The organism is Curtobacterium sp. Csp2 (assembly GCF_013347165.1).
In genome coordinates, this window is record NZ_CP054593.1 from 2,958,052 (window position 1) to 2,978,653 (window position 20,602).

22 protein-coding genes and 1 riboswitch are annotated in these 20,602 nt (G+C 71.5%); of the genes, 10 read left to right on the forward strand and 12 right to left on the reverse strand.

The features are described from left to right. Nucleotides 1-119: 119 nt before the first annotated feature. From HUN59_RS14265 to gcvT, 8 genes are all read right to left on the reverse strand, one after another. Nucleotides 120-620 (reverse strand): PH domain-containing protein, encoded by a 501-nt coding sequence (locus tag HUN59_RS14265; protein ID WP_174778711.1) that lies wholly within the window; start codon nucleotides 618-620, stop codon nucleotides 120-122. Nucleotides 621-679: 59 nt separating this feature from the next. Continuing rightward, complete coding sequence (locus tag HUN59_RS14270; protein ID WP_174778712.1) at nucleotides 680-2,422, reverse strand: dipeptide ABC transporter ATP-binding protein; 1,743 nt, start codon at nucleotides 2,420-2,422, stop codon at nucleotides 680-682. Further along, entirely contained in the window at nucleotides 2,419-3,369 is a 951-nt protein-coding gene (locus tag HUN59_RS14275; RefSeq protein WP_114848954.1) for an ABC transporter permease, read from the reverse strand. The genes HUN59_RS14270 and HUN59_RS14275 overlap by 4 nt, the downstream gene beginning before the upstream one ends. Continuing rightward, the gene (locus tag HUN59_RS14280) at nucleotides 3,359-4,288 is read right to left on the reverse strand and encodes an ABC transporter permease (protein WP_174778713.1); all 930 of its coding nucleotides are present in this window, start codon (nucleotides 4,286-4,288) and stop codon (nucleotides 3,359-3,361) included. The genes HUN59_RS14275 and HUN59_RS14280 overlap by 11 nt, the downstream gene beginning before the upstream one ends. A 229-nt stretch (nucleotides 4,289-4,517) precedes the next feature. Next, on the reverse strand, nucleotides 4,518-6,152 hold the full coding sequence (locus HUN59_RS14285; RefSeq protein ID WP_174778714.1) for a peptide ABC transporter substrate-binding protein: 1,635 nt from the start codon (nucleotides 6,150-6,152) through the stop codon (nucleotides 4,518-4,520). A gap of 370 nt (nucleotides 6,153-6,522) precedes the next feature. Continuing rightward, nucleotides 6,523-9,447 (reverse strand): aminomethyl-transferring glycine dehydrogenase, encoded by a 2,925-nt coding sequence (gene gcvP, locus HUN59_RS14290; RefSeq protein ID WP_174778715.1) that lies wholly within the window; start codon nucleotides 9,445-9,447, stop codon nucleotides 6,523-6,525. After that, the gene (gcvH, locus tag HUN59_RS14295; RefSeq protein ID WP_114848950.1) at nucleotides 9,444-9,821 is read right to left on the reverse strand and encodes a glycine cleavage system protein GcvH; all 378 of its coding nucleotides are present in this window, start codon (nucleotides 9,819-9,821) and stop codon (nucleotides 9,444-9,446) included. Before gcvH ends, gcvP begins: the two co-directional genes overlap by 4 nt. Nucleotides 9,822-9,825: 4 nt before the next feature. Next, entirely contained in the window at nucleotides 9,826-10,929 is a 1,104-nt protein-coding gene (gcvT, locus tag HUN59_RS14300) for a glycine cleavage system aminomethyltransferase GcvT (protein ID WP_254629895.1), read from the reverse strand. A 169-nt stretch (nucleotides 10,930-11,098) separates the two neighbouring features. Then, nucleotides 11,099-11,199: riboswitch (glycine riboswitch) on the reverse strand. A gap of 95 nt (nucleotides 11,200-11,294) precedes the next feature. Between gcvT and HUN59_RS14305 the strand changes: the two genes are divergently transcribed. The 5 genes from HUN59_RS14305 to HUN59_RS14325 all read left to right on the forward strand — a co-directional run bounded on the left by HUN59_RS14305 (nucleotide 11,295) and on the right by HUN59_RS14325 (nucleotide 14,578). Beyond that, on the forward strand, nucleotides 11,295-11,693 hold the full coding sequence (locus HUN59_RS14305; RefSeq protein ID WP_058741973.1) for a BlaI/MecI/CopY family transcriptional regulator: 399 nt from the start codon (nucleotides 11,295-11,297) through the stop codon (nucleotides 11,691-11,693). A 13-nt stretch (nucleotides 11,694-11,706) separates the two neighbouring features. Then, nucleotides 11,707-12,444: a M56 family metallopeptidase gene (locus tag HUN59_RS14310; RefSeq protein WP_174778716.1), complete on the forward strand. Its 738-nt coding sequence runs from the start codon at nucleotides 11,707-11,709 to the stop codon at nucleotides 12,442-12,444. Between the two features lie 39 nt (nucleotides 12,445-12,483). Then, on the forward strand, nucleotides 12,484-12,966 hold the full coding sequence (locus HUN59_RS14315; RefSeq protein ID WP_058741971.1) for an FBP domain-containing protein: 483 nt from the start codon (nucleotides 12,484-12,486) through the stop codon (nucleotides 12,964-12,966). Then, nucleotides 12,963-13,217 carry a hypothetical protein gene (locus HUN59_RS14320; RefSeq protein WP_058741970.1) on the forward strand — a complete coding sequence of 85 codons (255 nt, stop codon included), beginning with the start codon at nucleotides 12,963-12,965 and terminating at the stop codon, nucleotides 13,215-13,217. The genes HUN59_RS14315 and HUN59_RS14320 overlap by 4 nt, the downstream gene beginning before the upstream one ends. A gap of 74 nt (nucleotides 13,218-13,291) precedes the next feature. Next, nucleotides 13,292-14,578: a hypothetical protein gene (locus HUN59_RS14325; RefSeq protein ID WP_174778717.1), complete on the forward strand. Its 1,287-nt coding sequence runs from the start codon at nucleotides 13,292-13,294 to the stop codon at nucleotides 14,576-14,578. Between the two features lie 60 nt (nucleotides 14,579-14,638). Here HUN59_RS14325 and HUN59_RS14330 read toward each other — a convergent pair whose 3' ends face one another. After that, nucleotides 14,639-15,517: a LysR substrate-binding domain-containing protein gene (locus HUN59_RS14330; protein WP_174778718.1), complete on the reverse strand. Its 879-nt coding sequence runs from the start codon at nucleotides 15,515-15,517 to the stop codon at nucleotides 14,639-14,641. A 68-nt stretch (nucleotides 15,518-15,585) separates the two neighbouring features. On the opposite strand from HUN59_RS14330, the gene HUN59_RS14335 reads away from it, so the two are divergent. Genes HUN59_RS14335 through HUN59_RS14345 form a run of 3 tightly spaced genes read left to right on the forward strand, consistent with a single transcriptional unit; the run spans nucleotide 15,586 to nucleotide 16,854 of the window. Further along, on the forward strand, nucleotides 15,586-16,074 hold the full coding sequence (locus HUN59_RS14335) for a GNAT family N-acetyltransferase (protein WP_174778719.1): 489 nt from the start codon (nucleotides 15,586-15,588) through the stop codon (nucleotides 16,072-16,074). A 25-nt stretch (nucleotides 16,075-16,099) separates the two neighbouring features. Then, nucleotides 16,100-16,648 (forward strand): GNAT family N-acetyltransferase, encoded by a 549-nt coding sequence (locus tag HUN59_RS14340; RefSeq protein ID WP_174778720.1) that lies wholly within the window; start codon nucleotides 16,100-16,102, stop codon nucleotides 16,646-16,648. 17 nt (nucleotides 16,649-16,665) lie between these two features. Next, entirely contained in the window at nucleotides 16,666-16,854 is a 189-nt protein-coding gene (locus HUN59_RS14345; protein ID WP_114848943.1) for a hypothetical protein, read from the forward strand. A 107-nt stretch (nucleotides 16,855-16,961) separates the two neighbouring features. Here HUN59_RS14345 and HUN59_RS14350 read toward each other — a convergent pair whose 3' ends face one another. Beyond that, a complete protein-coding gene (locus tag HUN59_RS14350; RefSeq protein ID WP_229666756.1) occupies nucleotides 16,962-18,149 on the reverse strand; it encodes a MalY/PatB family protein in 1,188 nt (395 codons plus the stop codon). A gap of 110 nt (nucleotides 18,150-18,259) precedes the next feature. Here HUN59_RS14350 and HUN59_RS14355 point away from each other — a divergent pair, with 110 nt between their 5' ends. Continuing rightward, the gene (locus HUN59_RS14355; RefSeq protein WP_174778722.1) at nucleotides 18,260-19,036 is read left to right on the forward strand and encodes an isocitrate lyase/PEP mutase family protein; all 777 of its coding nucleotides are present in this window, start codon (nucleotides 18,260-18,262) and stop codon (nucleotides 19,034-19,036) included. A 106-nt stretch (nucleotides 19,037-19,142) separates the two neighbouring features. Here HUN59_RS14355 and HUN59_RS14360 read toward each other — a convergent pair whose 3' ends face one another. Continuing rightward, nucleotides 19,143-19,424, reverse strand: coding sequence for a hypothetical protein (locus tag HUN59_RS14360; RefSeq protein ID WP_254629896.1), 282 nt, complete (start codon nucleotides 19,422-19,424; stop codon nucleotides 19,143-19,145). 288 nt (nucleotides 19,425-19,712) lie between these two features. Here HUN59_RS14360 and HUN59_RS14365 point away from each other — a divergent pair, with 288 nt between their 5' ends. Next, entirely contained in the window at nucleotides 19,713-20,003 is a 291-nt protein-coding gene (locus tag HUN59_RS14365) for a hypothetical protein (protein WP_174777127.1), read from the forward strand. A 203-nt stretch (nucleotides 20,004-20,206) separates the two neighbouring features. Here HUN59_RS14365 and HUN59_RS14370 read toward each other — a convergent pair whose 3' ends face one another. Continuing rightward, nucleotides 20,207-20,536 carry a hypothetical protein gene (locus tag HUN59_RS14370; protein ID WP_174778723.1) on the reverse strand — a complete coding sequence of 110 codons (330 nt, stop codon included), beginning with the start codon at nucleotides 20,534-20,536 and terminating at the stop codon, nucleotides 20,207-20,209. Nucleotides 20,537-20,602: the final 66 nt, after the last annotated feature.

Sequence of the window (20,602 nt, forward strand, 5' to 3'; positions counted from 1 at the left end):
ACAGGCGGGAGCCGCACACGCGGTGCGGACGTGCCGGACGGAAGGCGCGGTGCGGACGGGTGCACCGCCTCCAGGGCGGCGGGCTGGCCGAGCACGGCCGCCCGGCCGGCAGCCGCCGCTCAGCGCAGGACGGCGCTCGACAGCGAGACCGCGAGCAGCAGCGCGGCGACCGCACCGGTGACCAGCGCGGGCCGGTCCCAGCCACGCTGCACGGCGCCGCCGCCGGCGGTCGCGGCGGCACGACGCTCGGCCCACCGATCGAGCAGCACCGACATCTGCGCCGGCTGCTGCTGCGTCCCGCGCCGCGTCGTCGCCGGACGCGGCGCGGACGGGCCGCCCCAACAGGGGATCCTGCGGCCCTCGGTGGTCTCGACCACGATCTGCCAGCGGAGGCGGACGTCGGCCACCGCGCCCCAGGGCACGCGGGTCTCGCGGAGGGGGTTCACGACCGTCAGCGCGTCGTCGTCGAGGCGGATCGACGGACGGTAGGTGAGCACCCAGAGCGCCCAGACGAGCACGGCGAGTGGGCCGAGGGCGGTGAGCACGACGTCCCAGCTCCCCCGGACCGCAGCGTCGCCGAGCAGGAAGAGGCCCAGCAACGCGACGAGGCCGGACGCCACCGCTCCCCCGCGCCCAGCGCGGAGGACGACGGTGCGTCCGGCCTCGGTACCGCTCAGGATCAGCGCCCGAACTCGAACCCGGCGCCCGGGATCGCGGCGAGCAGGTCCTTGGTGTACTGCTCCTTCGGCGCGGCGAAGACCTCGTCGGTCGTCGCCTTCTCGACGATCTGCCCCTTGCGCATGACGCAGACGTTGTCCGCGACGAGGCGGACGACCGCGAGGTCGTGCGTGATGAAGAGGTAGGTCAGGCCGAGCTCGGTCTGCAGCTCGGTGAGCAGGTCCAGGATCTGGCCCTGGACGAGCACGTCGAGCGCGGAGACCGCCTCGTCGAGCACGATGACCTCGGGCTTGAGCGCGAGGGCACGGGCCACGGCGATGCGCTGGCGCTGACCACCGGAGAGCTCGTTCGGGTAGCGGTTCACCATCGACTTCGGCAGGGCGACCTGGTCGAGCAGCTCGAGCACGCGGGCCCGGCGGCTGGCCTTGTCGCCGACCTTGTGCGTGGCGAGCGGCTCCGCGATCGTGTTCCCGACGTTGTACATCGGGTCCAGCGAGCCGTACGGGTCCTGGAACACCGGCTGCACGCGACGGCGGAAGTCGAAGAGCTCCTTGCCCTTCAGCGCACCGATGTCGATGCCGTCGAACTGCACCGTGCCGCTCGTGATCGACTCGAGCTGCAGGACGAGCTTCGCCACGGTGGACTTACCCGAACCGGACTCGCCGACGAGCGCCGTGGTGGTGCCCTTCGGGATCGCGAAGGACACGTCGTCGACGGCCTTCAGCTCCCGGGTCTGCAGGTTCTTGCCGCGCAGCTTGTAGACCTTCTCGAGGTTCTTCACCACGATGAGGTCCTTCGCCGGCTGGTGCTCGCGCTCCTGGGCGCGGGCGATCAGCTCGTCGTCCTCACTGCCGGCGTCCGCGATGTCGACGTGCTGGTGCTGCACCTTCGACTGGATGCGGCGGCTCGCGAGCGACGGCGCCGCGGCGACGAGGCGCTGCGTGTACGGGTGCTGCGGGTCGGCGAGGATCTCCTTCGAGGGCCCCGACTCGACGACCTGGCCCTTGTACATCACGACGAGCTTCTCGGCGCGCTCCGCGGCGAGCCCGAGGTCGTGGGTGATGAACAGGACGGAGGTGCCGAAGTCACGCGTCAGCGTCTCGAGGTGGTCGAGGATGACGCGCTGCACGGTCACGTCGAGGGCCGAGGTCGGCTCGTCGGCGATGAGCAGCTTCGGGCGGCTCGACAGGCCGATGCCGATGAGCACGCGCTGGCGCATGCCGCCGGAGAACTCGTGCGGGTACTGCTTCAGGCGGGTCGCGGCATCACCGAGACCGGCCTCCTGCAGCACCTCGACCGCGCGGGCACGGATGGCGTGCTTGCCGGTCGCCATGCCGTTGGCCTTGATCGCCTCTTCGACCTGGAAGCCGATCGACCACAGCGGGTTGAGGTTCGACATCGGGTCCTGGGGGACGTAGCCGATCTCCTTCCCGCGGATCTCCGACATCTCCTTGTCGGACAGCCCGACGAGCTCACGCCCGTTGAACTTGATCGAGCCACCCGTGACCTCGCCGGTGCCGGCGAGGAGCTTGATGACCGCCTGCGCGCTGGTCGACTTGCCCGAACCGGACTCGCCGACGATCGCCAGGCGCTCGCCCTGCTCGAGGGTGAAGTTGACACCGCGGACGGCCTGGACGAACCCGCTCTGCGTCTTGAACCCGACCTGCAGGTCCGTGATCTCGAGGAGCGGCGTCCCCGGGTTCGTCGGACGGCTGGTCGTGGGGTCGGTGAGCGTCTCGGTCATCGGCGGGCCCTCGCCTTCGGGTCGAGCGCGTCGCGGACCACGTCACCGAGGAGGAGGAACGCGAGCACGGTGATGGACAGGGCGGCGGACGGCCAGAAGATCGTCGACGGGTTGGTGCGGATCGACGTCTGGGCGGTGCCGATGTCGAGACCCCAGCTGAGCGCCGACGGCGGCAGACCGATGCCGAGGAACGACAGGGTCGCCTCGGCCACGATGAACGAACCGAGGGACACCGTCGCGACGACGATGACCGGAGCGAGCGCGTTCGGGATGACGTGACGGACCAGCGTCGTGAAGCGGCTGACGCCGAGGGCGGCCGAGGCCATCACGTAGTCGGACTGCTTCGCGCTGAGGACCGCACCGCGCATGATGCGGGCGATCTGGGGCCACGCGAAGGCCGCGAGCACGAGGGCCACGGTCAGGGCGTTGCGCGCCGGGATGACGGACATGATCACGATCGCGCCGAGGATGGTCGGGATCGAGAAGAAGATGTCACCGATGCGGGACACGATCGTGTCGAGCCAGCCGCCGTAGAAGCCGGCGAGGGCGCCGATCACGATGCCGACGACGGACACGAGGATCGTGGCGACGAGGCCGACGATGACGGAGTTCCGGGCACCCCAGATCACACGCGCGTAGACGTCGTAGCCCTGGCGGGTGTACCCGAGCGGGTGGCCCGGGCGCGGGCCCTCGTCACTGAAGTCGAGGTTCGCCGCGCGGGGGTCGACGTGGGTGAACAGGCCGGGGAAGATCGCGACGACGAGCACGAGCAGGATGAGGACGGACGAGATCCAGAACGTCGGGCGGGTGCGCATGGAGTCCCACGCGTCCGTCCAGATGGAACGGGTCTTCTCGTCCTCGTTGACCTGGTCGACCGCCTGCAGCGGCGTCTCCTCGATCGGCGCGACGTAGTGCGTCGCGGAACGGGACTCGGCGTTACTTGGCATAGCGGATCCTCGGGTCCAGGACGGCGTAGAGCAGGTCGACCAGGAGGTTGGCGAGCATGAAGATGATGACCATCACGGCGACGAAGGACACGACCGTGGGGCCTTCGCCGAGCTTGACGGCGCGGAACACCGTGCCACCGACACCGTTGATGTTGAAGATGCCCTCGGTGACGACCGCTCCGACCATCAGGTTGCCGATGTCGACACCGAGGTAGGTCACCACGGGGATGAGCGAGTTGCGGAAGATGTGCACGCCGACGACCCGGCGACGGGGCAGGCCCTTCGCGGTGGCGGTGCGCACGAAGTCGGCGCTCATGTTCTCCGCCACGCTCGCGCGGGTCAGGCGGACGATGTACGCGAACGACACGGAGGCGAGCACGATCGCCGGCAGCACGAGCTCCGACCACGGCGCCTGACCGGACACCGTCACGCGGAAGAGTCCGAGCTGGATCCCGAAGACGTACTGCAGCAGGAAGCCCACGACGAAGGTCGGCACCGAGATGAGCAGCAGCGACACGACGAGCGCGGTGGCGTCGAACCACTTGCCCTTCTTCAGACCCGCGATGACGCCGACGACGATGCCGGCGACGGCCTCGAACACGAGCGCGAGGATCGCGAGGCGAGCGGTGATCGGGAACGCCGATGCGAGCTGCTGCGCGACCGGGAGGCCCGAGTAGGTGACACCGAGGTCACCCTTGAACACGCCGCCGATCCAGAGCAGGTACTGGACGATGAACGGCTTGTCGAGGTTGTACTGCTGCCGGAGCTGCTCGATCACCTGCGGCGACGGCTGGCGGTCGCCGAACAGCGCGGCGATCGGGTCGCCGGGCAGCGAGAAGACCATGAAGTAGATGAGGAACGTGGCCCCGAAGAAGACGGGGATGAGTTGCAGGAGGCGCTTGCCGAGGTACCAGAGCATCAGATCGCCCGGTCCTGCGCGGCGCGCATGTCGTTCAGGTTCATGTCGTGAGGGGTGGACGGTCCGCGGGTCGGCACGGGAGTCCGGTGCGGGCGGCGGCGCCCGCTGTGGTGGGGGAAGGTGTTGCCGCCGTGGTACGGGGGCCCAGGGACCGTTCGGTCCCCGGACCCCCGTCCGGTGGTCGCGGAGCAGGATACCTGCTCGCGGTGTGTCTCCGAGGAGACGGGTGCTACTTCTTCTTGACCTCGATGTCGTAGTACAGCGGCACCGAGTCCCAGCCGAACTTGACGTTGGTCACGTTGTCGTTCGACCACACGCCGGTCACGTTGGCGTACCAGAGCGGGATCTCCGGCAGGTCCTGGAACAGCAGCTCCTGGGCCTGGTCGAAGTACTTGTTGCCCTCTTCGACGGACGAGGCCGAGCGGCCCTTCGCGAGGAGGTCGTTGTACTCGGTGGAGTCGTAGCGCGAGTAGTTGCTGGACGAGCCCTTGCCCATGGTCGGGCCGAGGAAGTTGTACAGCGACGGGTAGTCGGCCTGCCAACCGGTGCGGCTGCCGCCCGTGAGCTTGTCGTTCTTCTGGGTGTCCAGGGCTTCCTGGAACGTCGGGATCGCGTTGCCCTGCGCCTTGATGCCCAGCGTGCTGGAGATCGAGTTGGTGACCGCGGTCACCCATGCCTCGTGGCCGCCGTCGGCGTTGTACGAGATGGTGAGCGTCTCGTTGTAGGGCGAGATCTTGTCGGCCTCGGCCCACAGCTCCTTGGCCTTCGACTTGTTGTAGTCGAGGACGTCCGAGCCCTTGAGGTCGCCGTTCCAGCCGGAGATCACCGGGGAGGTGAAGTCCTTGGCCGGGGTTCGGGTGCCGTCGAAGATCTTCTCGGTGATCTGCTTGCGGTTGATCGCCATCGAGATCGCCTCGCGACGGAGCTTGCCCTCTTCACCCTTCCAGTGGTCGAGGTAGTAGGGCAGGTAGATCGCCTGGAAGATGGCGGCGGCCTGGTTGACGTTCGAGTCGGGGAAGTCCGACTTGTAGGTCTGGAAGGCGCTGTCCGGGATCGCGTCGAGGACGTCGAGGTTGCCGCCCTGCACATCCGCGTACGCGGTGTCCGGGGTCGTGTAGAACGTGATCGTCAGACCGCCGTTCTTCGGCTTGCGCTTGCCCTCGTAGTCCTTGTTGGTGACGAGCTTGATGGACTGGTTGTGCGTCCAGGCCTTGTCACCGTCGAGCTTGTACGGGCCGTTGCCGATCGGGTTCTCACCGAAGGCCTTGGTGTCCTTGTAGAACTCCGAGGGCAGCGGCATGAAGGCCGAGTAGCCGAGCGACAGCGGGAAGTCCGACTGCGCGGAGTTGAGCGTGACGGTGAACTCGTCGTCGCTCTTGACCTTGAGGCCGGTGAGCTCCGAGTCCTTCTCGGCGTCGTAGCCCTGGATGTTCTCGAAGAAGTAGCTCGCGCCCTGCGCGTTCGAGAACTGGGCAGCCCAGTTCCACGCCTTCGTGAACGACTCAGCCGTGACCTTCTCGCCGTTGGTGAAGGTGTAGTTGGTGTTCAGCTTGATGTCGTAGGTCTTGGAGTCATCGGTGGTGATGCTCTTCGCGACCTCGTTGACCGGCTTGCCCTTCGCGTCGTACGAGACGAGGCCCTCGAAGATCGACGAGACGATCTTGCCGCCACCGGTCTCGGTGGAGTTCGAGGGGATGAGCGGGTTCTGCGGTTCGCTGCCGTTCGTCGTGACGATGCCGGACGCGTTCGTCGAGCCCGAGTCACCACCGTTGCTGCTGCTGCCGTTGGACGAGCAGGCGGTCAGGGCGAGTGCTGTGGCCCCGAGCACGGCGAGGGCGGAGAGCCCAGCGCGCTTCTTGATCAAGGTTCCTCCTGGTGCATGGGACGCGCCAGGCACAGAGGTGCTGCCGGGCGCGCGTGTCATTGCACTGTAGGCAGTGCTGAGACCACCGACCAAACCCTGCGGAGATCGGTTACAAATCGGAAACCAAGTCGCAGGATCGTTGCGAGAGGATGCAAGTTTCGCGCGCTCGTGCGGGGTCGGTGCCGGATTGTTGCTTCTGCAACGAAGTTGTTGCACGAGCGCACAACGGTGTGCAAACGAACACGCGCTCGGTCGAACGTGGAGCGCTCCGACCTTTCCGCCCGCCGGGGCAGACCCGGACGCACGTGTACCCCGCCCGGCCGGACCGGACGGGGCACACGCTACCCGCTCTGCTGGATCGGGGGAACGGTCAGGCGAACGCCTCGATCGGCGGGCACGCGCACACCAGGTTGCGGTCCCCGTACGCCTGGTCGATGCGACGCACCGGCGGCCAGTACTTCCGCGCGCTGATGCCGGGCAGCGGGTAGACCGCCTGCTCCCGGGTGTAGGCGTGCGCCCACTCCCCCGAGATCACCGACGAGGCCGTGTGCGGAGCGTGCACGAGCGGGTTGTCGTCCGCCGGCCACTCCCCCCGCTCGACGGCCGCCGCCTCGGCCCGGATCGCGAGCATGGCGTCCACGAACCGGTCGAGCTCGGCGAGGTCTTCGCTCTCGGTCGGCTCGACCATGAGCGTCCCGGCGACCGGGAACGACATCGTCGGCGCGTGGAACCCGTAGTCGACGAGCCGCTTCGCGACGTCGTCCACCGTGATGCCCGTGGCCTCGCGCAGCGGCCGCAGGTCGAGGATGCACTCGTGCGCCACGAGCCCGTCGGCGCCCGTGTAGAGCACCGGGAACGCGTCCCGCAGCCGTGCCGCGACGTAGTTCGCGCCGAGCACGGCCGCCTCGGTCGCGCGGGTCAGCCCCTCGAGCCCCATCATCCGGACGTAGGTCCACGTGATGGGCAGGATGCTCGGGCTGCCGTACGGCGCCGACGACACCGGACCGCCGGCGTGCGCGAGGCGCCCGTCGGCCGCCTCCGTCGTCGTGCCGGTGCGACGGTCGTTCTGCTGGGCCATCGGGTGGCCGGGCAGGAACGGTGCGAGATGCGCCTTCGCCGCGACCGGGCCGACACCGGGGCCGCCGCCGCCGTGCGGGATGCAGAAGGTCTTGTGCAGGTTCAGGTGCGACACGTCGCCGCCGAAGTCGCCGAACCGCGCGTGCCCGAGCAGGGCGTTGAGGTTCGCGCCGTCGACGTAGACCTGGCCGCCGGCGTCGTGCACGGCGTCGCAGACCTCGCGGATGTCGTGCTCGTAGACGCCGTGGGTGGACGGGTAGGTGATCATCAGCGCCGCGAGCGTGTCGGCGTGCTGCGCCGTCTTGGCGCGGAGGTCGTCGAGGTCGACGTTGCCGTCGTCGTCGCACGCCACCACGACCACGCGCATCCCGGCGAGCACCGCGGACGCCGCGTTGGTGCCGTGGGCACTCGACGGGATCAGGCAGACGGTCCGCTCGGTGTCACCGTTCGACCGGTGGTACCCGCGGATGGCCAGCAGGCCCGCGAGTTCGCCCTGGCTGCCCGCGTTGGGCTGCAGCGAGACGGTGTCGTAGCCGGTGACCTCGGCGAGCCAGGTCTCGAGGTCACCGATCATCTCGAGGTACCCCGCGACGTCCTCGCGCGGGGCGAACGGGTGCACGTTCGCGAACTCCGGCCAGGTCACCGCCGCCATCTCGGTCGCCGCGTTGAGCTTCATCGTGCAGCTGCCGAGCGGGATCATGCCGCGGTCGAGCGCGTAGTCCTTGTCGGACAGGTGCTTCAGGTACCGCATCATCCGGGTCTCGCTGCGGTGCGCGCTGAAGACGGGGTGCGTCAGGTACTCGCTGCTGCGCAGCAGGGCGGACGGGAGGCCCGTGGCTGCGTCCCGGACGGCGGTCTCCGTCCCGGGGACGGTCGCGTCCGCGGCACCGAACACGACGGCGAGGGCCGTCACGTCGTCCGGGGTGGTCGTCTCGTCGACGGACACCTGGAGGGTGTCGGCGTCGACGCGGTGCAGCAGGTACGAGGCGCTGCGGGCGGCGTCGACGATCGCACCGGCCCGACCCGGCGCGCGGAGGGTGAGGGTGTCGAAGAACGCCTCGTGCACCACCTGGAGTCCGGCACCGCGTGCCGCGTCGGCGAGCGCCGTCGTCGTCCGGGCGACCCGGTCGGCGATGAAGCGCAGCCCCTCGGGCCCGTGGTAGACGGCGTACATCGAGGCCATCACGGCGAGCAGCACCTGCGCGGTGCAGATGTTGCTCGTCGCCTTCTCGCGGCGGATGTGCTGCTCGCGGGTCTGCAGGCTGAGGCGGTAGGCCATCTGTCCGTCGGCGTCGAAGGACACCCCGACGAGTCGGCCCGGCAGCTGGCGCTCGAGCCCGGCACGGACGGCGAGGTAGCCGGCGTGCGGGCCGCCGAAGCCGAGCGGGACGCCGAAGCGCTGGCTCGTGCCCACGGCGACGTCGGCGCCGAGGTCCCCCGGGCTGGCGAGCAGCGTCATGGCGAGCAGGTCCGCGGCGACGACCGCGATGCCGCCGCCCGCGCGGACGCGCCCGATGGTGGTGGTCGGGTCGACGATGCGCCCGGAGGCACCGGGGTACTGCAGGACGACGCCGAACGCGCCGTCGAGCTGCTCGTCGGTGGGGCCGTCGACCGCGTCGAAGGTGCGCAGGGCGATCCCCACGGCGTCTGCACGGTGGTCGAGGAGCGCACGGGTCTGCGGCAGCAGGTCGGCGTCCACGAGGAACGCGTCCCCCTTGACCTTCGACGCGCGGCGGGCGAGGAGCATGCCCTCGACCACGGCGGTGCCCTCGTCGAGCATCGACGCGCCCGCGGTCGCCATGCCCGTCAGGTCGGACACCATCGTCTGGAAGTTGATGAGCGCCTCGAGCCGGCCCTGCGAGATCTCCGGCTGGTACGGCGTGTAGGCCGTGTACCAGCTCGGGTTCTCGAGCACGTTCCGCTGGATCACCGCGGGTGTGTGCGTGCCGTGGTAGCCGAGGCCGATCATCGCGCGGCGGACGGTGTTGCGCCCGGCCTTCGCACGGAGTTCCGCGAGGGCCTCGGTCTCGCCGACCGCAGCGGGGATCGCGGAGTGCGTGACCGGGACGGCGTGGATCGACTCGGGGATCGCGGTGCGGACGAGCGCGTCGAGCGACGGCTGCCCGACGGTCTCGAGCATGGTGCGCTGGTCGGCGGCCGTCGTGCCGATGTGACGGTCGGCGAAGGACGTCTGCAGGTTCTGGTCGGTGGTCGTCATGCGATGGAGGCCCGGTACGCGTCGTGGTCCATGAGGTCCTCGGGGAAGGAGGTCCCGTCGACCTTGAGCTTGACGAGCCAGCCCGCGCCGAAGGGGTCCTGGTTCACGGTGTCGGGGGCGTCGACGACGGCGTCGTTCACCGCGATGACCTGTCCCTCGATCGGCGCGAAGAGCTCGCCGACGCTCTTGGTGGACTCGATCTCGCCGATCTGCTCACCCGCGGTCGTGGTGGTGCCCACGGCGGGGAGCTCGACGTAGACGACGTCTCCGAGCTGCTCGGCGGCGTGGTCGGTGATGCCCACGGTGACGGTGTCGCCCTCGACGAGGATCCACTCGTGGTCGGCGGTGTACTGGAGTGCGGTCTGGTCGGTCACGGGCTCAGCCTCTCGGAGTGCGGCGGTAGAAGGGGAACGGGGTGACGGTGCTGGGGACGGCGGTCCCGCGGACGTCGATGTGGAGGATGGTGCCCTCGGCGGCGAGGGACGGGTCGACGAAGGCCATCGCGACCGGGTGCCCGAGCGTCGGGGAGAGCGCCCCTGAGGTGACGGTCCCGACGACGGTGCCGTCGTGCAGCACGTCGTACCCGGCGCGGGGAGCACGACGGCCCTCGGTCACGAGTCCGACGAGCACCCGGGCGTCGTCGGCGGGCTGCACACCGGCGTCCCCGACGAACGAGCCCGAGGTCGCGACGACCCGGCCGAGTCCGGCCTGGGCGGGACGCACGGTGGTGTCGAGCTCGTGCCCGTACAGCGGCATGCCGGCCTCGAGCCGGAGCGTGTCGCGCGCGGCGAGCCCCGCCGGGACGACGCCGCGGTCGGCGCCGGCGTCCAGGAGCGCGTCCCAGATCGCCGTCGCGACGTCGGTGTCGCTGTAGATCTCGAAGCCGTCCTCGCCCGTGTAGCCCGTGCGGGCGACGAGGACCTCGGCGCCGTCGAACAGCGCGTGGAGCACCCGGTAGTACCGGAGCTCGTCGAGCGGCGTCTCCGGCTGCAGGCGGTCGGCAACGACGAGCGCGTCGAGCGTCCCGGCGGCGGCGGGCCCCTGGATCGCGACGAGCGCGGTGCTGTCCGAGTCGTCGGAGACCGCGACGTCGAACCCGGCGGCGCGGGCGGTGAGCGCGTCCACGGCGACGGCTCGGTTCGCGGCGTTCGCGACGACGAGGAACACGTCCTCGCCGGTGCGGTAGACGACGAGGTCGTCGAGGATGCCGCCGTCCTCGGCGAGCAGGAGCGAGTACTTCGCCCGGCCGACCGGCATCGCGCCGAAGGAGCCGGCGAGCGCGTGGTCGAGGAAGGCCACCGCCTGCGGACCGGTGACCCCGACCTCGGCCATGTGCGAGAGGTCGAAGACCCCCGCGGCCGTGCGGACGGCGTGGTGCTCGGCGAGGTCGGAGGAGTAGCGCACGGGCATCCGGTACCCGGCGAAGTCGGTGAAGGAGGCGCCCGCGGCTTCGTGGGCGGACTCGAGTGGCGAGGAACGCATGAGGGAGTTCTCCTGGCATCGGCAGGACCCGACGGCCATCGTCGGGCGGAACTCCCCCTCTGTCATGGGCCTGAGAGTTTCACCGCGGCCCGTGAGGTCCGGCGGCTTTCACCGTGGGCGAGGCGGCGGACCACCCGGCGGGGGCACGTCGTCTGCTTTTCAGAGTGGCCTGTCCGCTGCGGTGTGGGACCTGAGAGATTGGCGGGGGGATTGCTCCTTCGGTGTCGCGCGTGCCCGTGGGCACCGCACGACGTCTCCCGCGACGGATGAGCGGCCGGTGTTCAGTTGTCCGGTGCCGAGTGTACCGACACCGCGTTTCCGGCATGTGTCGCAGCCGGGGCTTCGACGTCTCGTAGAATGCACCGGTGGCAGGACAGCGATCGCGCCCCCGCGGGCAGCTCGAACAGGCGGTGCTCGAGGCGCTGTGGGCCGCTGACGACGACAGGGCCGCCGACGCGGACGCCGGGCTCACCGCCCGCCAGGTCCTCGACGCGTTCCCCGAGCCGCGGCCAGCGCTGACCACGGTCCTCACCGTGCTCGACCGGCTCGGCCGCAAGGGCCAGGTGGACCGGCAGGAGCACGACGACGCGCCCCTGACCTTCCGCGCCGCGCACAGCCGCGAGCAGCAGACCGCCTCGCTGATGTCGAACGCGCTCGCCGCCGCCTCCGACCGCGAGGCCGCCCTGCTGCAGTTCACGGGCTCGCTCGCCTCGGACGACCTCGACGTCCTCCGCCGCGCCCTCGACGCCCGAGCCCGCTCCTGATCCCGAGCCGCCCGTGGTCGTCGCCGGAGTCGCCCTCATCGCCCTCGCGCTCGTCGTGGTGATCGTCGCGCCGCGGGTCCTGACCCGCTCGGCCTGGACCATCGACCACCCCCGGACCGCCCTGGTCTCGTGGTCGGTCGCCGTCCTGCTCGGCGTGGTCGGCTTCGTGGTCGGCATCGCCCTCGTCGTCCTGACCGACCGCCCGCTCACGGACCCGCTGCGCCTCGGCGACTCTCCCACGCACGGCCTGAACCTCGGGGTCGCCCTGCTCGGCGTGCTCGCGTTCGTCGTCGCGGTGCGGGTCCGTCCCGGGGCGGAGCACGAGGCCGTCCGCGACGCCATGCAGTCCGGCGCGGCACCGCAGCGCGAGATCGTCGGCACGCGCGTCGCGCTCGTCGAGGCCGACCACGCACTGGCGTGCGCGGTCCCCGGCAGGTCCGGCGGGGTGCTGGTGAGCACCGGGCTCGCGGACCTGCTGCGGACGGACGAACTGGAGGCGGTGGTCGCCCACGAACGCGCCCACCTGACCCAGCACCACGCGTGGGCGGTCGCGGTCGCCGAGTCGATCGAGCGTGCGGTCCCGTGGGTGCCCGGGGCGCGCGCCATGGCGCGCTCGACGCGCGTGCTCGTCGAGTTCGCGGCGGACGACGCAGCGGCACGTCGCGTCGGACGCGACGCGCTGCGCCGGGCGGTGCTCGTGGCGGACGGGACGAGCGCGCTCGGGGCGATCCGTGCCTCCAGGCTGGGGTGACGGCGTCTGTCGGGGGCGAGGCATAGGGTGACAAGCACCGTGAAGCCACTGACCGAAGCAGACATCCGTTCGTCGTTCGTCAACGCCACCCCGGACGAGCTCGAGCAGCTCCCGATCCCGGGGCTGCACGAGATGCTCTGGGACGACCGCGAGTTCCTCGGCTGGCGCGACCCGCAGGCCGCGCGCCGGGGGTACATCGTGTCCTGGATCGACGACCGCCCCGTCGGGATCGTCGTGCGCTCCGCCGGCGGCTCCCTCCGACCCGGCATCGCGGCCATGTGCTCGTTCTGCCACTCCCCGCAGCCCGCGACCCAGGTCCGCCTGTTCTCGGCGGCGCGCGCCGGCGAGTCCGGCCGCAACGGGAACACCATCGGGTCGTACATCTGCGAGGACCTCGGGTGCTCGATGCTCATCCGCACCGCGCCGCCGCACCTCAATCCGCCGGCCACGATCGCGATGCGCGGCGAAGCGCTGCAGCAGCGCGTGCGGAACTTCACCGAGGACGTCGCGAAGACCGCGTGAGCCGCTTCGACACCGCTCGCTGGGCCGTCGTCGAGGAGCTCGGTGACGGCCGCTGGCGCCTGAGCCTGCGCGACGAGGCCGACGACGAGCTCGGGGCGTTCGGCCTCGGGGTCGAGGGCGCCTGGGACCCGGACGTCGAACCGCACGTGGGGTTCGTGCTCGTGCAGCTCGGGCTCACGCTCCGTGGTGCCCGGCCCTGGCGGGAGGACGAGCTCGGCGACCAGCGGGCGGCGGTGCTGCCACCAGGCTGACCGACCCTGTGTCCCCGGGCACAGTGCGGGGCGACGATCCGCTGGCGGCCGCGCGCTGTTCCTAGGGTCGGTCCGTGACCACCATCCGGCCGACCGTCCTCGCCGCCCTGCTCGCCCTGGTGACGGTGCTGCTGCTCGGTGGGTGCACCCGGGGGTTCCTCGAGACGCCGTCGCCGAAGGGGTCCGAGGACGCCCTCGCCGCACTGCTCGACGACCTCCGTGCGCTGCCCGAGGTCGCCCGTGCCGAGGGCGACGTCGACCAGGTCGACGCGAAGGACGACCCGACGCACTGGCTCGCCCGTGTCGACGTGCGTGCCCGGACCAGCGACCTCGACGTGGCCGCTGCCGTGCGCGGCGTGGTGTCGGACCGAGGGCGGTCACCCGTGCCCGGCACGACGCTCGTCGTCGGGCTCGCCGTCCCTGCCGGTGTCGGTCGTGCAGCGGTCGTCGTCGACCCGGTCGACCCGGACCTGGTCGACACGGCGGCTCGACTCCGCGCCGAGTCGTTCGTCCGGACCGTCGACGCGGACCGGTACGGCACCCGGGTCGAGGCGGACGCCCTGCCCTCGTGGACCGAGACCGTCCGCCGGGTCCGGACCGACGCCGGGGCCCGTACCGTGACGGTGGAGGCCGGCGACTCCTCGGTCGAGGTCGACGCGCTGCACCCCGGAGCCGCCCTGCTCGCAGCGCTCGACCAGGCCGGAGCCCGCGACGTCCGGTCGGAGGTCGGCACTCGGTACGACCGGACCGACCGCGGGACGCCCTCTCGTCCCTTCCTGCGCGCGACCGTCCCGGATCCGCGCGGCACCGCGATCGTGCTCGCCGGCACCCGGGACGAGGCGGCCGAGGACGGGGCGACCCCGCGCACCGTGTTCTCGCTGGCGGGGCCGGACGGCACCGGTGCGACGATCGTGGGACTGCTCGGACTCCCCCTCGACTCCGCCGAGCCGCAGGACCTCGACGGTCCGGCGCTGCCGTGGGTGCCGGCGGACGTCAGCGCCGAGACGGAGGCCGTCCGGTCCCTCGCGGCGGAGTCCGTGGCGCGGACCGGGGTCGACGCCACGGTGACGACGACCGTCGAGCCCTGCGCGGTGGGTCGGGAGGCACTGGGGAACGAGCAGGGCACGCGGGCCGTGGCGACCGTCCTCGTGCCGGTCTACAGCCGGTACCCGGACGCGCAGGTGCCGTTCGACCGGGTCACGGCGACCTGGACCGCCGCGGGACTGACGATGAGCGGTCGGGCGATGGGACTCGACGAGTGGACCGCCGACGACCCGGCACCGCACGGCGTCGCGAGCGCGGACATCCGCGGGACCGCGGAGGGGTTGTCGCTGCACGTCCGGTCCGTCTGCGTGGGCTGACGGCGCGTGGTCGGGGGCGTGCGGGTGCGGTGCTGTGCGAGTCCGGCCGCACCGCGTGGCTCAGGGCTCCGTCGCGGCGATGAAGTTGCGGAGGATCTCGCGGTCGTCGTCGGCCCGGACGGCCCAAACCAGTTCGCTCCGGTGTGGATCGTCCCGCAGCGGGAGCAGCACGACCGTGTCCGGCGCGGCGAGCGTGGCGCTCTCCGGCGCGACCGTGACCCCGAGCCCCGCGCCGACCAGGTGGAGCACGGTCGCCCAGGTCGTCGCCTCCTGCACGACCCGCGGCCGGCGCCCCTCGACGACGACGGGGGCGAGGTTCCGCTCGGTCGCGACCGAACCGGCGACGGCCGGGAAGAAGACGAACGGGTCGTCCACGAGCTCCGCGCCGTGGATCGCCTTCCGGTCCGCAAGCCGGTGTCCGCGCGGGACCGCGGCCACGAAGGGTTCGGACCGGAAGGGCCGGAAGCGAACGGCGGGCGTCGGGTCGGGATCCCGCAGGACGGCGAGGTCCAGCTCGCCGCGGACGATCCGGGCGAGGAGCGTCGACGAGTAGCCCTCGGACAGCTCGACGCGGACGAGCGGGTACCGCTGCCGGAACGCCTGGACTCGCTCGATCGGCCCGAGGGGCAGCGCCGAGACGACGAACCCGACGTCGAGCCGACCGGCCTCACCCCGACCGACCCGGACGACCTCGTCCAGGTCGCGCTCCACCTGGTCGAGGAGCGACCTCGCCCGACCCTGCAGCACGTGACCCGCCGGCGTCAGCGCCACACTACGCGAGGTCCGGACGAACAGGTCGACACCGAGGTCGCGTTCGGTACGCCGGATCTGCTGCGACAGCGCGGGCTGCGCGATCCGCAGTCGGGACGCCGCCCGACCGAAGTGCAGTTCGTCCGCGACTGCCAGAAAGGCGCGCAGCTGACGGAGGTCGACATCCATGCGGTCAGATTATCGATGTGCACGAACGAGTATTGGACGTGACTGGATCGTCCGTCGAGGATGGAGGCATGCCCGAAGCGACGCCCACCCTGACCATCGCCGAACTCGACTCCCCCGCCGACGCCACCGCGTTCCGGACCCTCAACGAAGCGTGGATCGAGCGGTACTTCACGCTCGAGGACGAGGACCGCGCGATCCTCGGCGACCCGGTCGGCCGCATCGTCGAACCCGGCGGTGCGGTGTTCGTCGCCCGCCTGGACGACGAGGTGATCGGCTGCGTCGGCCTGATGCCCGTCGGCGAGCGCGTGTACGAGCTCGTCAAGATGGCGGTGTCACCCGAGCACCAGGGGCACGGCACCGGCCGGAAGCTCATCGCCGCAGCCCTGGACCGCGCGCGGACCCTGGGCGCCCAGCACGTCGCACTCGAGAGCGCCAGCCGCCTGGCGAGCGCGGTGCACCTGTACGAGGCGTTCGGCTTCCGACACCTCGAGCACGACGAGATCGCCCCGAGCCCCTACGCCCGCGCCGACGTGCACATGGTGCTCGACCTGGTGTGATCCCCGGCCCGGTAGCGTCGCGGTCGTGCACATCCGACCGCGACGCGACGACGACCTGGAGCACCTGGTCGAGGTGCTCCGGCGCACGCACCGGGAGGACGGCTACCCGGCGCGCTGGCCTGACGACCCCGCGTCGTGGCTGACGCCGCCCGGGCACCTCGCCGCTTGGACCGCGTGGTCGTCCGGCAGCGTGGTCGGGCACGTCGGGCTGGCCGCTCCCGACCCGGACGCGGCCCCGCTGGTCACCCGGCTCGTCGTCCACCGGGACCACCGCGGGCTCGGGATCGCCGACGCCCTCCTCACGACCGCCGAAGCGGCCGCCGAAGCAGCAGCTGCCACCGCCGCAGCCGCAGCCGCAGCCGCACCCAAGGCGACCGCCGAGCCCGCCGCCGACGCCGCCGCCGCCGCCCCTGACGTGCCGACCCTCCGGCTCGACGTGACCGAGGAGACCCCGGGCGCGTGGCGGCTGTACGAACGCCGCGGCTGGCGGTTGACCCACCGGTCCCCTGCGGACTGGGCGAAGCCGGACGGCACCGTCCCGACCATGCGGTGGTACGAGAAGCGCCTGCGGTGAGCCGGTACGCTCGCGGCATGGCGACGTACGAGGTGCAGGCCGTCCGCGAGCGCGGCGTGTGGCAGGTGTTCATCGAGGGGACCCCGATCACCGAGGTCCTGCGCTGGTCGTCCGTCGGGCCGGTCGCACGGGAGTTCCTCGCCATGGACCGCACTGACGACCTGCGCATCCGCGTCGTCGGGCGCAACCAGTACGTCGACGACTGAGCCCGCCGCGCGAGCCCGTGCCCGAGACTCGGCCCCGGCGACGAGACTCGAGCGCCGGCCCGCGGGACTCGTCGCTCAGCCCGAGACTCGGCCCAGGCCGCCGGCACTCACGCCACGTGCCAGACCAACCCCTCCTGCGCACTCGACGGGTACGCCGCCGCGATGCGGAACACCGCCTCGCGCAGGGTCTCCGGTGAGCACGCCAGGTTGAGCCGTGCGAACCCCCGGCCCTGCGAGCCGAACCCGAGGCCCGAGTTCAGCGCCACGTAGGCGTTCTCGCGCAGCGGCACCGCCGGGTCGTCGCCCAGGCCGATCCCCCGGAAGTCCAGCCACGCCAGGTACCCGGCCCGCGGACGCGTGTAGACCACCCCGGGCAGGTGCTCGGCGAGCAGCGAGCCGAGCAGCCGCTCGTTCGCCACGATCCGCGCGACGACGTCGTCGAGCCAGTCCGTGGCGAGCGTGAACGCAGCGAGGTTCGCGTGCAGCCCCAGGATGCTCGTCCGGCAGGCCACCTCCTCCCACAGCGTGTCGAGGAGCGCCTCGGTCCGGTCGTCCCCCGCCACGATCACCGAGCACTTCACCCCCGCGAGGTTCCACCCCTTGCTCGCGCTCGTCACGCAGACGCTGCGGGCACCGGCGGCCTCGGCGACCATCGCGAACGGGGTGAAGCGGACGCCGGGGTGCGTCAGCGGCGCGTGGATCTCGTCGCTGATGACGAGCACGTCGTACCGCGCGGCGAGTTCGGCGAGCGCCACCAGGTCGGCCCGGTCGTGCACCAGGCCCATCGGGTTGTGCGGGTTGCAGAGCAGGAAGACGCGGACCCCGTCGGCGAACGCCCGCTCGAGCCCCTCGAGGTCGAGCCGGTAGACGCCCCACTGCTCGGCGAGCGGCACCTCCTCGACCTGACATCGCGCTTCTTCGACGAGCTCGAAGAACGGCGGGTACACCGGCGGCGTGATGGCGACGCGCCCACCGTCGGGCAGCGCGAGACGCAGCGACTCGACGATCCCGACGCTGACGTCCGTCGCCAGGTGCACGCGTGCCGGGTCGACGTCCCAGCCCCACCGCTCGCGGGCGAACTGCGCGAACGCGGGCGCGAGCGGCCCCGGTCCGTCCAGGTACCCCAGGTCGGACTGCTGCACGCGCTCGATCAGCGCTTGCCGGATCGCCGGCGCGACGTCGTGGTCCATCTCCGCGACGAACAGGGGCAGCACGTCGGGCGCGTACCGCGTCCACTTGATGCTCGTGCGGACCCCGCGGAGCGAGCCGACCGGGTCCTGTTCGTCGTCAGCCATGCGTCCCAGCATGCATCGGAGAGGAGGCACGGTGCGAGTCCGATCGTCATCCCGCGTCGTCTGCGGTGCCGTTCCCGGCCCCGCCAGGCGTCCGCCCGTAGGTTCGGGTCATGAGCACGAGCACCGCCGACAAGGCGATCACCCTCAAGCAGCTGCACGAAGCCCCCGAGATCCTCCGCGTCGTGAACGTCTGGGACGCGATCAGCGCGAAGGTCGTCAGCGACCTGCCGGAGACGAAGGCGATCGCGACCGCCGGGCACTCGATCGCCGCGAGCCACGGCTACGACGACGGCGGGATGCCCCTCGACGTCGCCCTCGCCGGCGCCGCGACGATCGCGAGCGCGACCGACCTGCCGGTGACCGCAGACCTCGACGACGGCTACGAGGACCCGGCCGAGACGATCCGGCGGGCGATCGGCGCGGGCATCGTCGGCGCGAACGTCGAGGACCGGCTCCGCCCCTTCGACGAGGCCGTGGCCCGCGTCGCCGCGATCACCGCCGCCGCCCAGGCCGAGGGCATCGACTTCCAGCTCAACGCCCGCACGGACGCGATCGCCCGCGGTGGAGACCGCCCGATCGACGAGAGCATCGAGGACGCGATCGCCCGCGGCAAGGCCTTCCTGGACAACGGCGCCGCGCTCGTGTTCGTCCCCGGCGCGATCCAGCGCGACGTGGTCGAGCGACTCGTCGCGGGCCTCGGACGCGGCAAACTCTCGGTCATCGGCCTGCCGGGCGCCCTGCCCGCCGCCGAGTACCAGGAACTCGGCGTCGCACGCATCTCCTACGGCCCGCTCACGCAGCGCGTCGCGCTGCGCGCGCTCCGCGACCTGGCGACCGACCTCTACGGCGGCGGCGTGGTCCCCGAGGACACCCCCGTCCTCAACTGACGGTCACCACCCGGCCACGTGACGGACGGGAGGCGCGACACCAGCTGGTGCCGCGCCTCCCGTCCGGTGTGGGGTCGCGTCGCGACCGACCGACGGCCGCTCCCGGTCAGCCGACCGGCCCGTAGAGGGCCGGTGTGGTGCGCGCGTGCGTCGCCTGCTCGAAGGCGTAGCCGAGTCCGATGACCGTGGCCTCGTCGAACGAACGGCCGAGGAACTCGAGGTTCACGCCGCCGCCGGTGACGGTGCCGTCCGCTGCCGTGGCCTGGCCCATCGGGACGGTGATCGCCGGCATGCCGGTGTTCGGGCTGAGCCGCATGTTCGTCGACTGGGTGCCGTACGGCGTCCCGGACGGGTACACGAGGGCGTCGAGGTCCTGGTCCTGCAGCATCTGCGCCCGCCCAGCGCGGGCGTGGGATCTTGCTGGACGTTCCCCACGACCTGACGTATAGTGTTTGATTGGTGCACTGCAGCGAACCCATCTGACTCGCGCACACCGAACCGTCTCGACACCGATCCGCCGGATCGCATTCCACCGAGACCACCGCTCGATCTCAACGGTCGAGCTGCACGTCGAGACACGACGTGCGCGCCACGCCCCGATGCGTCGGCCCGGACTGGGACGTCCGCGCCGACACCGGGAGCCCCTGGCGCCGAACGACCAGGAAGTACCACCACCATGACCAGCACCATCGATCGCATCAGCATCTCCGGGACCGCACTCGCGGCGCCCGTGATCACCCCCGACCGCATCGCCGAGTTCCCGGTGCGCGAGGACCGCTCGCAGCGCGAGTACCTCGTCCGCATCCCGGCCGACGACCTCCGGACCTTCGTCACCAGTGACGCCCGCGTGGCCGTCGACGGCGAGGCCGGCTGGACCGTCCCCGGACGCTCCTGGCGGGGCGAGGCGAGCCGGACCATCCTGCTCGCCGGGTCCGTCCACCAGGGCGAACTGGCCCTCGCGGCCTGACCGCACCCGCTCCACACCGAACGCCGCCGGCTCCGTGCCGGCGGCGTTCGTCGTGTCGGGCGTCGGTGCCTTTTCCGTCAGACTGCCTGCTCGCCTGCTCGCCTGCCCGCCTGCCCGTCGATGGAGCAGCAACCGTCGAGTCCTGGCGGGACGCCCGACGTCTTCTGCTCCATCGAGTGGGCTGCGCGTCTCTGGCCTCCGGGTCAGCGGTCGTCGGCGCCGCGGAAGTGCGCGCGGTCGTCGGCGTTCACCGGGCCCGCGGGGCCGGCGCGCCGAGCGGCGTCACGGAGCCGTCGGATGAATGCCGGGTCCTCGGGCTCGAGTTCGTCGTCCGGCGCCACGGTGACCGTGAGCTCGCTCGCCGGTCCGATGAGCACGAGGGCAGAGGAGACCGAACCATCGTCGCCGACGATCGGCACCGTGATCGCGTCCGTCCGGGCGTTGGCCCCCAGCACCGCGGCGTAGTCGACGACCGCGTCGGCGATCAGGTCCCCCGTCAGGATCAGGTTGGCGTCGTAGTGGATGTACTTCACGTGCCCTCCCGCTCTGTCCCCGTCGACGCTAGGTGGGCGGTGTGCGAGGCCGTTCGGACTCTGCGT

Bases quoted from the DNA above. Each gene is read 5' to 3' on its own strand.
- HUN59_RS14270 (WP_174778712.1), bottom strand. From the start codon at position 2,422: ATGACCGAGACGCTCACCGACCCCACGACCAGCCGTCCGACGAACCCG.
- HUN59_RS14275 (WP_114848954.1), bottom strand. From the start codon at position 3,369: ATGCCAAGTAACGCCGAGTCCCGTTCCGCGACGCACTACGTCGCGCCG.
- HUN59_RS14280 (WP_174778713.1), bottom strand. From the start codon at position 4,288: ATGCTCTGGTACCTCGGCAAGCGCCTCCTGCAACTCATCCCCGTCTTC.
- gcvP (WP_174778715.1), bottom strand. From the start codon at position 9,447: ATGACGACCACCGACCAGAACCTGCAGACGTCCTTCGCCGACCGTCAC.
- gcvT (WP_254629895.1), bottom strand. From the start codon at position 10,929: ATGCGTTCCTCGCCACTCGAGTCCGCCCACGAAGCCGCGGGCGCCTCC.
- HUN59_RS14330 (WP_174778718.1), bottom strand. From the start codon at position 15,517: ATGGATGTCGACCTCCGTCAGCTGCGCGCCTTTCTGGCAGTCGCGGAC.
- HUN59_RS14335 (WP_174778719.1), top strand. From the start codon at position 15,586: ATGCCCGAAGCGACGCCCACCCTGACCATCGCCGAACTCGACTCCCCC.
- HUN59_RS14345 (WP_114848943.1), top strand. From the start codon at position 16,666: ATGGCGACGTACGAGGTGCAGGCCGTCCGCGAGCGCGGCGTGTGGCAG.
- HUN59_RS14350 (WP_229666756.1), bottom strand. From the start codon at position 18,149: ATGGCTGACGACGAACAGGACCCGGTCGGCTCGCTCCGCGGGGTCCGC.
- HUN59_RS14355 (WP_174778722.1), top strand. From the start codon at position 18,260: ATGAGCACGAGCACCGCCGACAAGGCGATCACCCTCAAGCAGCTGCAC.
- HUN59_RS14360 (WP_254629896.1), bottom strand. From the start codon at position 19,424: ATGCTGCAGGACCAGGACCTCGACGCCCTCGTGTACCCGTCCGGGACG.
- HUN59_RS14365 (WP_174777127.1), top strand. From the start codon at position 19,713: ATGACCAGCACCATCGATCGCATCAGCATCTCCGGGACCGCACTCGCG.